This is a genomic window from Enterovirga sp., assembly GCF_028290205.1.
Taxonomy (GTDB): Bacteria; Pseudomonadota; Alphaproteobacteria; order Rhizobiales; family Beijerinckiaceae; genus Enterovirga.
In genome coordinates this window covers 62,748-75,510 of record NZ_JAQGKF010000099.1, presented here as the reverse complement: position 1 = coordinate 75,510, position 12,763 = coordinate 62,748, and the positions used below count along the sequence as shown (strand labels likewise).

General features: G+C 69.6%; 13 protein-coding genes. 2 read left to right on the top strand and 11 right to left on the bottom strand.

Annotated elements, in window-relative coordinates; genetic code table 11:
• The 10 genes from JWR86_RS06970 to JWR86_RS06925 form a co-directional block, all read right to left on the bottom strand.
• On the bottom strand, nt 1-499 hold a 499-nt coding region (locus JWR86_RS06970; RefSeq protein ID WP_299562714.1), incomplete at its 3' end, for a PIG-L family deacetylase.
• Between the two features lie 25 nt (nt 500-524).
• Nucleotides 525-1,436, bottom strand: coding sequence for a beta-xylosidase (locus JWR86_RS06965; RefSeq protein ID WP_299562711.1), 912 nt, complete (start codon nt 1,434-1,436; stop codon nt 525-527).
• On the bottom strand, nt 1,433-2,209 hold the full coding sequence (locus JWR86_RS06960) for a TIGR04290 family methyltransferase (RefSeq protein WP_299562708.1): 777 nt from the start codon (nt 2,207-2,209) through the stop codon (nt 1,433-1,435). The genes JWR86_RS06965 and JWR86_RS06960 overlap by 4 nt, the downstream gene beginning before the upstream one ends.
• The gene (locus JWR86_RS06955) at nt 2,206-3,009 is read right to left on the bottom strand and encodes a nucleotidyltransferase family protein (protein WP_299562705.1); all 804 of its coding nucleotides are present in this window, start codon (nt 3,007-3,009) and stop codon (nt 2,206-2,208) included. Before JWR86_RS06955 ends, JWR86_RS06960 begins: the two co-directional genes overlap by 4 nt.
• Nucleotides 3,010-3,011: 2 nt before the next feature.
• Entirely contained in the window at nt 3,012-4,106 is a 1,095-nt protein-coding gene (locus JWR86_RS06950; RefSeq protein WP_299562702.1) for a glycosyltransferase, read from the bottom strand.
• On the bottom strand, nt 4,103-4,708 hold the full coding sequence (locus tag JWR86_RS06945; protein ID WP_299562699.1) for a histidine phosphatase family protein: 606 nt from the start codon (nt 4,706-4,708) through the stop codon (nt 4,103-4,105). The genes JWR86_RS06950 and JWR86_RS06945 overlap by 4 nt, the downstream gene beginning before the upstream one ends.
• Nucleotides 4,701-5,786: an inositol-3-phosphate synthase gene (locus JWR86_RS06940; RefSeq protein ID WP_299562696.1), complete on the bottom strand. Its 1,086-nt coding sequence runs from the start codon at nt 5,784-5,786 to the stop codon at nt 4,701-4,703. Before JWR86_RS06940 ends, JWR86_RS06945 begins: the two co-directional genes overlap by 8 nt.
• Before the next feature lie 400 nt (nt 5,787-6,186).
• Nucleotides 6,187-7,098: a DMT family transporter gene (locus JWR86_RS06935; RefSeq protein ID WP_299562693.1), complete on the bottom strand. Its 912-nt coding sequence runs from the start codon at nt 7,096-7,098 to the stop codon at nt 6,187-6,189.
• A gap of 8 nt (nt 7,099-7,106) precedes the next feature.
• The gene (locus tag JWR86_RS06930; RefSeq protein ID WP_299562690.1) at nt 7,107-8,381 is read right to left on the bottom strand and encodes a capsule biosynthesis protein; all 1,275 of its coding nucleotides are present in this window, start codon (nt 8,379-8,381) and stop codon (nt 7,107-7,109) included.
• A gap of 150 nt (nt 8,382-8,531) precedes the next feature.
• A complete protein-coding gene (locus tag JWR86_RS06925; protein ID WP_299562688.1) occupies nt 8,532-9,581 on the bottom strand; it encodes a hypothetical protein in 1,050 nt (349 codons plus the stop codon).
• A gap of 308 nt (nt 9,582-9,889) precedes the next feature.
• Between JWR86_RS06925 and JWR86_RS06920 the strand changes: the two genes are divergently transcribed.
• Both JWR86_RS06920 and JWR86_RS06915 read left to right on the top strand, forming a co-directional pair.
• Nucleotides 9,890-10,543, top strand: coding sequence for an ABC transporter ATP-binding protein (locus JWR86_RS06920; protein ID WP_299562685.1), 654 nt, complete (start codon nt 9,890-9,892; stop codon nt 10,541-10,543).
• A gap of 43 nt (nt 10,544-10,586) precedes the next feature.
• Nucleotides 10,587-11,840, top strand: a complete 1,254-nt coding sequence (locus JWR86_RS06915; protein ID WP_299562682.1) for a lipopolysaccharide biosynthesis protein — start codon at nt 10,587-10,589, stop codon at nt 11,838-11,840.
• On the opposite strand, the gene JWR86_RS06910 is transcribed toward JWR86_RS06915, so the two are convergent.
• A complete protein-coding gene (locus JWR86_RS06910; protein ID WP_299562679.1) occupies nt 11,837-12,730 on the bottom strand; it encodes a WcbI family polysaccharide biosynthesis putative acetyltransferase in 894 nt (297 codons plus the stop codon). The genes JWR86_RS06915 and JWR86_RS06910 overlap by 4 nt on opposite strands.
• Nucleotides 12,731-12,763 lie beyond the last annotated feature (33 nt).

Here is a 12,763-nt window from a genome sequence, read left to right as displayed (position 1 = left end):
CGACGGTCGGGGCGTTCGGGCCGGCGAGACGGCAGGCGGCCCGAACCGCGACCGCGACCGCGTCATGGTCCGGGTGGCCGCCCTCCAGGGCGTGGGTGAGCACGATCCCGGCTCCGGGGAGACGCGGCACGAGCTGCCGGGCGATGCCGGCGATCTCCGGCGCCGCAGCCTGGTCGGGCACGTCCAGGCAGATGGCCCGGTCCGGACCCACCCCGGCGACGGCGAGGGCAGCCTGCACCTCCCGTCGGCGCGCGGCCGCATAGGCCGGCAGATCCGCAAAGCCGTGCCGGCACGCGTAGCCGCCGTTCCGCGGCGCACCGTCGGTGACGTGGATCACGGCCACGTCGCCGAGGCGCGGCAGGAGCGCGCCACAGGCCAGGCTCTCGTCGTCCGGATGGGCCACCACGACCACGACCGGCGTGTCGATGCGGGGCCGGGATGGCGCGGTCGCGAGCGCCAGGAAGCGACTCGCGGCCGCCGGATCCCCGCAGGCGGTCATGCCTCGGCCCGCTGAGGGGCAGCCACTATTCGGCGGCGGCCCGGACCGCCGCCGGTGCATAGCGCCGGATCATGGCGGCGCAGAACTCGGCGAACAGCTCCGGTTCCCGCGGCGCGCTGGTGTGGTGCGGCTCGATGCCGAGATGCTCGGGCGTGAAGCAGAAGGTCACGGTGACGTCGAAATCGCGCAGCGCTTCCATCTGCCGGTCGAACCACCGCAGGGCGTCCGGCCGGAACGAATCCGCCCAGGACAGGCCGGTTCGCAGATAGGTGACGCCGAGCCGCTTCATCCAGGCGACGGCATCGTCCAGCCGGTGGTCCTCGTAATGGAACCACTGGCAGAGGCCGAGATCGGGCGTGAACTCGGGGAAAATCCCGGCCGCGGCCTTTGGCGTGCCGTCCTCGCGCAGGAGCCCCATGGCGAAGTGGCGGTAATAGGAGGAGCCTTCCGCCTCCTTGTGCCGCGTCGTGGCCTCCCAGGCCTGCGGCAGGTCGTAGAGGCTGTACCAGTGGATGCGGGGGGCGCGGCCGCGCAGCAGCTCGGCCGTGCGGCGCAGGCCCCAGAGCTGGACCTCCTCCGCCCCGAAGGTCGAGATGCCGACCTCGGACACCCAGATCGGCTTGTCCGTGACGGCCCGGATCTCGTCCAGCTTGGCGGGCCAGTCGTGGATCGACCACAGGTTCCAGTCGAGCGGGAAGCCGTGCACGGCCAGCGCGTCGACATGGTCCATCAGCCCGTAGCCGGCGAGCCGGTTCACGAAGGAGGGGTCGATCGGCGACATGCCGCCCAGCACCCGCGGCAGGGTGGCGTTCTCGGCCCGGATGGCCTGCCCGGCGAGCTTGGCCATCGCGGCGAACTTGGTCCAGTCGGGGTCGACGGCCGGGTCCCAATGCGACTTGTTGTTCGGCTCGTTCCAGATCATCGCGGCTTCGATCATCGGACGGTCTCCTTTCCCCGGGCCGGATAGACGGGCCCCGACCAGGGCGGCGTCTCGATCTCGGTGCGCCGGCACAGGAACACCTCGCTCTCGGGGTGCTCCAGAATCTCGAACCCGGCCGAGCGCAGCATGGCGGCCGAGCAGGCAGCGTTGGGCGCCCACCAATTGGTGGGGTCGCCCGCGTAGCTCTTCTCGATGAAGTGCATCCTGGGATAGCCGGGCCGGTCGAACATCGCCTGGTCGAAGAAGTCGGCATCCTCGGGCACGGCGTCGATCTCGGCCGAGCCGCGCTGCATGGACTGGAACAGGAGGAGATCGCCGGCCACGTGTTCGTGGATCAGGTCGAGCGCGAGCAGCGGGTGGCGCAGGTGGTAGAGCACGCCCATGAAGACCACGAGGTCGAAGCGCTCACCCAGCGCGGCCACGTCGTAGACGGAGAGCTGCGCGAACTCGATGTCGTAGCCCTTTACTTCGGCCGCGAAGCGGGCCTGGGCGAGGTAATCCTCGTCGAAATCGATGCCCAGCACGCGGGCCGCGCCCCGCCGCTTCATCTCCATCGCGTAGAAGCCGCCGTTGCAGCCGATGTCGAGCACCGACTTGCCGGTGAGATCGGCCGGCAGCACGTGCGCGAAGCCCTGGAACTTCACGTTCGGATAATCGCCGAGGAAATGCCCCGGCGCGGTCCAGACGCCGCCGAGGTCGATGTTGTGGAACCACGGGCCGAGCTGTTCGGCCCGCCGCCGGATCTCCTCAGCCGGAAGAGGCTGGTTCATCGCGTAGGCTCCGGGTCCCCGCGCTGTCCGTCGGGCCGGGCGAGGCCGACATGCGCGCCCGAGCCGAAACGGCCCGCGCCGGCTTCGCCCAGCAGGGTGACGGCCGAGCGATACCCGCCGAGCGTGCCGACATCGACATAGCTTTCGCCGGCCCGGACGCCCACGGCGCGGCCGCCGGCGGCCAGATAGGCATTCACCAAGGTACCGATGTACTCGTCCTCCCGGTTGCGCTCGTGCCAAAGGGCGACGAGCTCGTGCAGGACGCGTCCGGGCATCTTGAACGCGCCCCAGATCCAGTTCGACCGCGCGTCCGGCCGCTTCACCTGGATCTCCAAGACGCGGCCGGTTTCGTCCTGCACCACGGCATCGAACTGAGCCGGGTTGTCGACGGGGAAGAGCAGGAACGACAGCTGGTCGTCGGGCAGGCGGGCCAGCGCATCGTCCGGAAACCACACGGTATCGGGCAGGCCGACCATCACGGGCTCGTCCGGCGCGATCAGGGGCGCGGCCCGGAAGATCGCGTCACAGAGCCCGGCCGCCCGCGGCTGCACCACATAGGCGAAGGCCGCGTCCCGGTAGCCCGCGCCGTAATAGGCGAGGATGTCCGACTTGCCGGGCGAGATCACGAAGCAGATCTTGCTGGCCCCGCCCCGGATCATCCGTTCGACCAGGTATTCACTCACGGCGCAGGGGCGTTCCACCCCGTCCTCGAGGCGTGAGCCGACCGGCAGGAGTTCCTTGGAAAAGGCGAGGGGCTGGATGCGGCTGCCGCGACCGGCGGCCGGTACGATGCCCCACATGGTCAGGCTCCGGCCGAAGCGAAATCACGGCGGGCGGGCGCGCGGACGAGGTCCAGCGCATTCTCGAAATCGACGGCCCGGCGGTCGGAGGTGTGTTCCGCCAGCACCCGCTCGCGGGCGGCCGCTGCGATGCGGGCGAGTTCGGCATCGCCGAGCGCCAGCGCGTCGACCGCCTGCGCGGTCGTGGACGCGACCAGGATCTCGCGACCGGGCGCGAAGAAGCTCTCGAGACCCTCCCAGCTGTCGGTCAGGATCGGCGCGCCGCAGGCCGCAGCCTCGAACAGCCGGCCGGACGGGCACCAGCCCATGGCGGCCATCGCCTCGCGGGTGACGTTGAGCGTGAGGCGGCCGGACGAAAAGAAGGCCGGATGCTCGGCCGGCGGCAGGTGCCGGACAAAGAAGATGTTCTCGGTCCAGGGGAAGTTCTGCGGATACTGGGCCCCGCCGATCAGGAAGCGGCGATCCGGCAGCTCGCGGGCCGGCGCGATGAACAGCTGTTCGAGCGCCGCCTGTCGGTCGGCCGCATAGGTGCCGAGATAGGACAGATCGGCCCGGAAGCGCTCGCTCGGCTGGGTCGGGCGGTGCACGGCCGGATCGACATGGCCGTAGAGCGGCGCGACGCGGCGCGCGCCGAGGCGGAGCCGGAGGTCGTCCAGCGCCCGCCCGCCCGTGTAGCTGAGCACGAGGTCGAACCCGCCGAGACCGTCCGGCCCGATGTAATCGACGCCCTGAGCGAGGCGCGACAGGGTGACCGGCGTGTCGAGGTCGTAGAAGATCCGGGTGGCGCGGGAGGCTCCGAGGACCGCTTCGGTGGCCCGGATCGCGTCCGGGCAGTACGACGTCACCATGGCGACGTCGGCCGAGGCGATGTCATCGGCGGCGCGGCCGGCGATGTCGGCCCAGTCGGGATAGATCACGAGTTCGCCGGCCTGCCAGTCGTGGAGGTCGCGCGCGGCCGCGTACCATTGCGTGTCCTTTTCGTAGAACACGACGTGGTGCCCGCGCCGGGCGAGCGCGCCGGCCAGCCCGCGCCAGAGCGTGGCGTGGCCGTTGCCCCACGAAGACGACACGGTCAGGCCGAAGACGACGATCTTCACGCCGGGATCTCGTTCAGGGTCAGAAGCTTGCCGCCGCCCTGCCAGACCACGAGGCTGGTCACGGAGCCGGGCCCGACCTCGAAATCGTGCACCCGGTCGAAGGAGAGGCCGATCAGGCCGCAGACCACGGCCTTGATGACGTCGCCATGCGTGGTCGCGGCAACGCCCTCGCCAGGATGGGACCGGCGCCAGCCCTCGATCGCCTGGGCGCCGCGAGCGGACACCTCGGCCATGCTCTCCCCGTCCGGAATGCGGGTGTTGGCGCGGCGGTGGTTCCAGTCGGACCAGCGCGGGTCGTCATCAAGCCCGGCGAGGTCCCGCCCCGTCCAGCTTCCGTAATCGAGTTCGGTCAGACCGGGCGCCTCGCCGACCGGCAGAGCGAGCGCGGCCGCGATCGGGCCCGCCGTCTCCCGCGCCCGCTGCACCGGACTGGCGTACAGGGCGCCGATGCGTTCGCGGGCGAGCCGCGCGGCGGCACGGGCAGCCTGGGCCCGCCCTTCCGGATTGAGCGCGACCCCCTCCATCCGGCCGGCCACGATGCGGCCGAGCAGATCGTGCGCGCCGTGCCGGACCAGAAAGACGGTGGTGGCCGCCTCACTCACCCGGCGCGCTCCCGTCCACGAAGGCCCGACAGCGCTCACGCGCCTCGTCGTCGGTGAATTGCCGCGGCGGCGACTTCATGAAGTAGCTCGAGGGTCCGACCAGAGCCCCGGCGATGCCGCGATCGAGCGCGAGCTTGGCGCAGCGGACCGCGTCGATAACCACGCCGGCCGAATTCGGCGAATCCCACACCTCGAGCTTGAGCTCGACGTTCAGCGGCACGCCGCCGAAGGTCGTGCCTTCGAGCCGGATATGGGCCCATTTGCGGTCGGTCAGCCAGGGCACGTAGTCGCTCGGCCCGACATGGATCTGATCGGGGCCGAGCGGGATGTCGAGCTGGCTCGTGACGGCCTGGGTCTTGGAGATCTTCTTCGATTCCAGCCGCTCGCGCTCCAGCATGTTCTGGAAGTCGGAATTGCCGCCGAAATTGAGCTGGTAGGTGCGGTCGAGCCGCACGCCCCGGTCCCGGAACAGATTGGCCAGCGTCCGGTGGACGATGGTGGCGCCCACCTGGCTCTTGATGTCGTCCCCGATGATGGGCAGCCCGCGCTGCTCGAACCGGCGCCGCCAGGCCGGGTCGGAGGCGATAAAGACCGGGATGCAGTTCACGAACCCGCATCCGGCCGCGATCGCCTGTTCGGCATAGAACTCGGTCGCCTGCTGCGACCCGACCGGCAGGTAGGAGACCAGGATGTCGGTCTTGGTCGCGAGCAGCACGTCGGCGACGTTCGCGACCGGCGCGTCGGATTCCTCGATCCGATCCTGAAGGTAGCGGCCGATGCCGTCGAGCGTCGGCCCTCGCTGCACCTGGACCCCGGACGGCCCGACATCGGAGAATTTGTGCGTGTTGTTCAGCGGCGCAAAAATCGCCTCGGATACGTCGAGGCCGACCTTGCGGGCGCTGACGTCGAACGCCGCCGAGATCTCGATGTCGCCGACATGGTATCCGCCGAGGTCGACGTTCATCAGGCCGGGTACGGGCTCGTTCGAGGCCGCGCCCGCGTAGTAGGTCAGCCCCTGGACGAAGGACGAGGCGCAGTTGCCGACTCCGACGAGGCCGACCCGAACCTTGCGCTTCAACGTCCGCACCCAATGCGACTGGTGAAAACCGGCCGTTTCAGCGGAGTGTCCTGATCGCCTGTCAACTCAACCCCTCTAAGACACCGGCCCAGCCTCGACCATGGAGGCCGACCCACAATTGCGGCCCTGATGAATGACGCGCCCCCAACCCGACGAGCGCCGCAGCAAGCTTTGTACCCGTACAGAACGGAATTCCAGGGTCAAGCAGCGCGCGCGGACGCCGATTGGACGAGCCATGTGCGCAGCACATCTCAGGACAGCTTGAGCTGACTTCGCCCATGGGGGGCGGTGCCGCGCGCCTGATCTTCGCGGCCATTTGTTTGATTGCGGACACATTGTGAAGGCGGGCGGGGCCGGCGCGGGCTCCCGCCGTCCCGCCAGGGCGGCAGGCGGAGCCGGATCAGAGTCCGGTCGCCACCGGGGGCGACGGCGCGCGACGCCGGCTCTCCCGGAACAGGATGAAGAGGCCGGCCAGCACGATGACCGCGGCCCCGACGAGCATGGACGGACGCGGCACGTCCCCGAACACCACGAACCCGAACAGCACGGCCCAGAGCAGCAGCGTGTATTGGAACGGCGTCACGGTGGCGGCATCGGCAAGCTTGAGGGAGCGGTTCACGCACAGATGCGCGGCCAGCGCCACGACGCCAAGCAGCGACAGCAAAGCGAGGTCGGGCCCCGTCGGGGTCACCCAGCCGAGCGGCGCCGTGACGATTCCGGCTGCCAGAGCTCCCGCCGTCTGCCAGAACACCAGTGTCACGTCCGGCACGTCCTTGAGGAGGCGGCCCGTCACCATCATCAGGGCAAAGGCCACGCTGCCGGCCATTGCGATGGCAGCCGGCCAGGTCAGGGTCGCGGCCGACGGCTGCAGGGCCACGAGCACACCGCCGAAACCGACCCCGATCGCCGCCCACCGGCGCCAGCCGATGCGGTCGCCCAGCAGCACGGGCGACAGCGCGGCGACATAGATCGGGGCGGCGAGCCAGAACGTCATGGCGTCCGCGAGCGGCAGGTACACCACCGCCCAGTAGAACAGCAGCACCTCGGCGGTGGACAGCACGGCCCGCAAGGCCTGCAACCCCGGCCGCCCGCCGGCCGTGATCCGCCAGGCGCCGGCCCGGACCAGGAAGGGCAGGAGCAGCAGCAGCGCCGCCAGGCTCCGAAACAGCAGCACCTGCCCGACCGAATAGGTCGCGACCAGCCACTTCCCCAGCACGTCGTTCAGCGAAAAGATCAGAATGCCGAGCAGCATCAGCCCGATGCCGCGGGCCGTCTGCGATCGCGGCAGGCTGCCCAGCCAAGCCGGGGTCACGGGCTGGCTCAGCGCAGTCGGTGGTCCTGCACCGAGGCACAGATCAGGGTGACGATGCTCCACAGAACCAGGCAGATCACGCCGATGGCGAGCGGGAAGAGAAGGCGCTTCGGATAGCTCGGATCCTCCGGCAGGCTCGGCGGCACGAAGGGGGTCAGGTAGGTCGAACGGGCCTCGGCCGTCCGGCGCGCGCGGTCGAGGCCGGATTCGGCCATCGAGTACAGGCTCTCGGCCACCTTCTGCTTGACCATGATCTCTTCGAACTTGACCAGCGCCCCAGCCACGTTGCGGTTCTCGGCGCTGTTGCCGGCCAGTTGCGACCGCAACGCTGCGGTCTGCGCCCGCAGCGTGTCGACGCGGCTGCGCAGATTGCGGACGGTCGGCGAATCCGCCTCCAGCGAGCGGGACGCGACAAAGAGCTGGCCCTCTGCCGCGAGTTGGTCGGTCAGCACCTTGGTCAGCAGCTTGCCGGTCTCGGTCGCGGTCTGGACCGGGTCGATCATGCCCTCTTCGTTGCGGTAGCGCTCCATCTCGCCGATGGCCGCCGTCATCATCGCCTGGGCCCGGGCCACCTCCTCGGTGGCACGCCGGAGCGCGTCCTGCCGCGCCCGCCCGGAAATCTCGTTGATCAGCTTCTCGCACAGGTCCTGGATAGCCTTGGCCACCAGAACAGCGTCTTCGGGACGGAAGGCCCGCACGGTGACGGTGATGATCCCGGAGGTCGCGTCGATGCCCGTGCCGACCATCGTGTTCCAGTAGGCGAGCAGGTCGTCCGCCGAGGTGTTATCCCGCAACCTGGCATAGAAATCGATTTCAGGCCGGGCGAAGAGCTCCCGCAGGCCCACGGTCTTGCTGATGTCGTCGATCATCGCCCGGCTGTGGATGTAGCTCGTGACGATGTGACCGTCCTCGGTCGCCGTGCTGGCCGAGGAGCCCCCGCCGAGCGACGACATCATGGCGCCGACATTGGCCGCGCCCCCGCCCCCGGTGCTCCCCGACAGCAGGGACCGGATCCCGTCCTGCCCGCCCTGACGGATCACGAAGCGCATCTCGGCCGTGTACTGATCGGTGGCCAGCAGGGTAAAATAGAGCAGCGACAGCAAGGCTGGCAGCACGACGAAGGCCAGGAACGTGATGCGGCGGATCGGCAGCTCGCGCTGCGGAACGTCCTCGCTCGGCAGGTAGGTGACCTTCGCGTCCACCGCCTGCTGGCGGTTCCGGAACAGGTTGCCGGCCCTCAGACGGGCTGCCGCGCTCCGGGCCGCACTTGCTCCCCGTTCCACCAGGCCGCCTGAGGCCGGTGCCGGTCCGATGACCTCTCCGGTGACATCCAGGACGCGGTCAGAAGCTGTCTGCGATCTCAAATCAGCCATCAACCCAGCCAGAAAGACCGGGCGGCCGGTTCGTCCCGCTCGCTCGGTTGAGGACGACATCTACGGCTCGATTCCGGACTTTTTGAAGGCGCCTCGCACCTGCTCATACAACGCGAGGTCGTGTTCCAGCAGGAGTTCGGCGGGCGGGCATTGCCGAAGCAGCTGACCGAGCTGCTTCACGGCCCCGATCGGCTCGAGGGCCGGCAGGGCGTCCGTCTCGATCGCGAGCATGTCGGCCAGGGTCTCGACGAAAGCGTCGGCGCGGTCACGCAGCCCAATCAGCTCGAAGGAGGCGAGCGCCGTCAGGCTCGCGCTGACGGCTGTCCTGGTCAGCTGCTCCCCGGGGGACCGGGTGGTGAGCTGCCGGGCAAGCGGGTTGGACAGGGCGTTGGCGGCACTTTCCGGCATGCCCCGCAGGGCGCGGCGCATGTCCTTGGGGCTCCCATCGATCGGAAGCTCGGTCGCGAGGGCCACAGCGGTCTCGAATAGCGAAGCGTCCCGCGGCCCCAGGAAGCTGCTGAACCCCTGCCCGATGAGCCGCAGCACAAGAATGCGCTCGGCCAGTTCGTCGAAGGGCTCCTGAATCAGAGCGATCGAGGCATAGCCCTTCTCGAGGTAGCCCTCATAGGACCGGAGCGTCACGCGGCCGCTAGCATAGAGCGAGCCGTGGTTCTCGAGCAGGAAGATCTGCTGCGTGGTTTCGAGGCCGTGCCGGTCGATGCTGGGATAGTGGAACCGGAAGGCCGGCCGGATGGCCCGGTCGAGCTTGGCCAGCGGCAACAGGTTGGTCTCGAGCCGGAACAGCTTCTTTTCGAGAACGGCCTCGGGCGGGCAGCGGCGGTAGATCAGGATGCCGCTTTCGGCCTCCCGGAGTTCGACATCGGCGAGCCCCGCGAGGCCCGGCACGACGCCCTCGTCCACCGTGAAGCCGCACAGCCCCGTATCGTGGCGCCCCGCCTGCACAAGCGCGTCGCGGCTCTCCGCCGTCTCCATCCGGAGGAGTTCCACGCCGTCGCTCGACACCACCACACTGGTACGGGCCGAGTGGCTGTCCGGCACGAGGTAGCCGGTGATCGCAGATCCCGTATCGGCTTGGACGCTGAACAGCATGGGTTGGGTGACCGCCTCCCGGGCCGGTCAGCGGTCCGACGGCGAGCCGGGTCCCGGCCAAGTCGGCTCGCCCGAGAGGCTCGGGCGCGAAACAGCGATGGGCGGGATCATTGGCGAAGCGGCTCGATCCGGAGGGAGCGCGCTATCTAGGCGCTCCGCCGGCCGGAAGCCAGCGGCCCGGGCGGGGATCCGCCGGGCCCGTCTTGAAAGAGCCACGAAAGCTGGGCAGGGGCTCTCGTCCCGAAGCCGGGGCCCCGGACAGTTCGGGCAGCCCCAGGCTCGGCATCACGGGCCGTCGCCACCGAGCCATGATCCAGCTCTCGAACGTCTTCAAGTTCTACAAGACCGAGCGGACGCGCCGGATTGTGCTCGACCACGTCTCGGCCACCTTCCAGGCGGGCTGGAGCTACGGCCTGCTCGGCGTCAACGGCGCCGGCAAATCGACCACGCTCAGGATCATCGCTGGAACCGAATTGCCGAATTCCGGCCGGGTGCGGCGCACGGCCCGGGTGTCATGGCCGCTCGGCTTCGGGGTCGGCTTCCACCCGCTGATGTCGGCCCGCGAGAACCTGCATTTCGTGGCCCGGATCTACGGCGAGGACCCGCAGCGCGTCTCGCGCTTCGTCGAGGATTTCGCCGAGATCGGCGAGTACATGGACGCCCCGATGAAGACCTATTCGTCCGGCATGGGCGCCCGGGTGGCCTTCGGCCTGTCCATGGCCATCGAGTTCGATTGCTACCTGATCGACGAGCTCACGGCGGTGGGCGACGAGCGCTTCGCGGCTCGCTGCGAGGAGGTCTTCCGCCGGCGCCGCGAGAACACCGATCTGATCGTGGTCTCCCATTCGGTCGCCACGGTGAAGCAGTATTGTACGCGCGGGGCGGTGCTGGTGGATGGCCGCATTCTCATGTTCGAGGACGTGGATCAGGCCGTCGAGATGTACAGCCGGCTGAACCGGTGACGCCGGATTGCAGGCGGGACCGAAGGAAGGGTCGCAGAAGCCGATGAGCGCGGAACCGATCATCACGCCGCCCGGGCCGCTCACGCCGCAGCAGCGGGCGCAGTTCGTCTCGCGCCAGCTGTCGGAGGCGGCCCGCATCCTGCGCTTCTCGTCCGGCCGCCGCGGCGCCTCGGACGGCTTCCGGGCGCGGCGGGGCCAGCGGTTCGTCCGGCTCTTCGTGATCGCGACCTTCCTCCTGGCCGTGGCGATCCCGAGCACCTGCGCCGTCGTCTATTACGGCCTCTGGGCCTCGAACCAATACGTGGCCGAGGCCCGTTTCGCCGTGCGGAGCGGCGTCACGGCAGGCCTGGACGCCCTCACGGCGATGACGGGCGTGCCGTCCGTGCAGATCATCCAGGACACGCAGGTCGTCACCAACTACGTGGCAAGCCGGACTCTGGTGGATCACCTGATCGCGACGGCGAACCTGAAGGAGGTCTTTGCCCATCCCGAGGCGGATTACTTCTCCCGGCTGGACCCGGACATGCCGATCGAGCGGATCGCGCGCTACTGGCGCCGCATGTCGGCAGCCAACATCCGGATGCCGGGCGGCATCGTGGAGCTCGAGGTCCGGGCCTTCACGCCGGACGACGCGGTGCGGCTGGCGAACGCTGTGGTGGCGGCCAGCGAACAACTGATCAACGACATGAACGAGCGCAGCCGCCGCGAAGCCCTGGAGCACGCCACGCGCGAGCACGAGCTCGCGGCGAAGCGGCTCGCGGCGGTGCGGGGCGCGCTGGAGGTCGTCCGCAACCAGGAGGGCATGCTCGACGCCACCGCCGAAACGAACAAGGCCGGGCTGGTCTTCGCCGCCGTGCGGACGCAGCTCCTGCAGCTCCAGGCGCAGTACAACGCCAGCAAGGGCACGATCTCGGCCGACGCGCCGCAGATGCGCAACCTGCGCCTGCAGATCCAGGCCGCCGAACGCCAGATCGAGCAGTTGCAGGGCGAACTCACGCGCACCGCGTCGGCCGAGGGCCCGACCCTCTCGGCCTCCATGACCCGGCTCGCCACCACCAACCTGGAACGGCAGGTGGCGGAGGCCCAGTACACCAGCGCCACCTCGGCCTTGGAGCGAGCACGCGCGGCCAGCCTGTCGAAGCAGATCTACCTGACGAGCTTCGTGAAGCCGGTTCCGGCGGAGCTGCCGCGCTATCCGCGCCGGGCCTGGATGATTGCCGGCACGGTGGTGGCGGGTCTCGTGGGCTGGGCGGTGCTGTGCGGCCTCGCAGCCGTGATCCGCAACAACATGGCCTAGCGGGGGTTCGGCACGCCGGCGAGTTCGCCGAGGTCCCCCGGGAGGGCCGCTTCGGCGAGCCAGGTCTCGACCCGGGGGCAGCTCAGCTCGGCGCTCCGCCGCTGCCGGTAGAGCGCGAAGCTCTCGGCCACGAACCGGCCGAGCGTCATCGGCTGCGGTCGCCTGCTGCCCCGGCGCGAGCGCGGCAGGAAGCTGTAGCCCCCAGAGAGGCCGTAGACCCGCCCGATCTCCGGATAGACCGGCCAGGAGCCCTGGGCGAGCAACTCGTCATGGAGAAAGGGCTCGATGTCGAAATCAACGAACGGGATGGCGGCCCGATCGAGAAGGGCGCGGGCGAGGTCGGCGGCGACGAACATGCGCGGGTGATTGACCGAATGCATGAACGCCCCGCGGCGTGACCAGCGCGCCAGCAACGGCCCGAAATCCCAACCCACCTCCCGGGCCAGCCGAAGCTGCGTCCCGGTCGCCGCTTCCCAGGCGTCCAGGTAGCCGACATGCCGGTAGACCGGCTCGCAGAAGAGCTTCAGCGTGTCCTCGGCCGACAGGCCGCGCCGAAAACCGTAGAGGGCGAGCGCGGAATGGTAGCTTCCCACCGGCGAGGGCACGTGCCGGCCGGCCGGGCCTGCCGCGTCGCCGACATAGACGAGGTCGGGGTGGAAAGCCGCGAACAGGACCGTTGGCATGAGGTGGGCGCGCGCGTCCTCGGGCAGGTCGCCCTGCGCGAGTTCGGAGGCGAAGACGGCATCGGCCGCCGCGTTCTGCCGCAGGAAGGCCTGGATACCGGCGCGCCTGTCCCGCATTCCGTAGAGCGAGCGGTACCTCACCTCCGCATCCGGCAGGAGAACGCGCAAGGCCTGCGCCACGGCCGAGCCCTGGCAATGCCCGACCACCGCGATATGAGGCGAGCGGGCGGCGCCGCCTGA

Excerpts from the sequence above, each read along its gene's own strand:
- JWR86_RS06960 (WP_299562708.1), bottom strand. The coding sequence starts at position 2,209 with ATGAACCAGCCTCTTCCGGCTGAGGAGATCCGGCGGCGGGCCGAACAG.
- JWR86_RS06920 (WP_299562685.1), top strand. The coding sequence starts at position 9,890 with ATGATCCAGCTCTCGAACGTCTTCAAGTTCTACAAGACCGAGCGGACG.
- JWR86_RS06915 (WP_299562682.1), top strand. The coding sequence starts at position 10,587 with ATGAGCGCGGAACCGATCATCACGCCGCCCGGGCCGCTCACGCCGCAG.
- JWR86_RS06965 (WP_299562711.1), bottom strand. The coding sequence starts at position 1,436 with ATGATCGAAGCCGCGATGATCTGGAACGAGCCGAACAACAAGTCGCAT.
- JWR86_RS06925 (WP_299562688.1), bottom strand. The coding sequence starts at position 9,581 with ATGCTGTTCAGCGTCCAAGCCGATACGGGATCTGCGATCACCGGCTAC.
- JWR86_RS06955 (WP_299562705.1), bottom strand. The coding sequence starts at position 3,009 with ATGTGGGGCATCGTACCGGCCGCCGGTCGCGGCAGCCGCATCCAGCCC.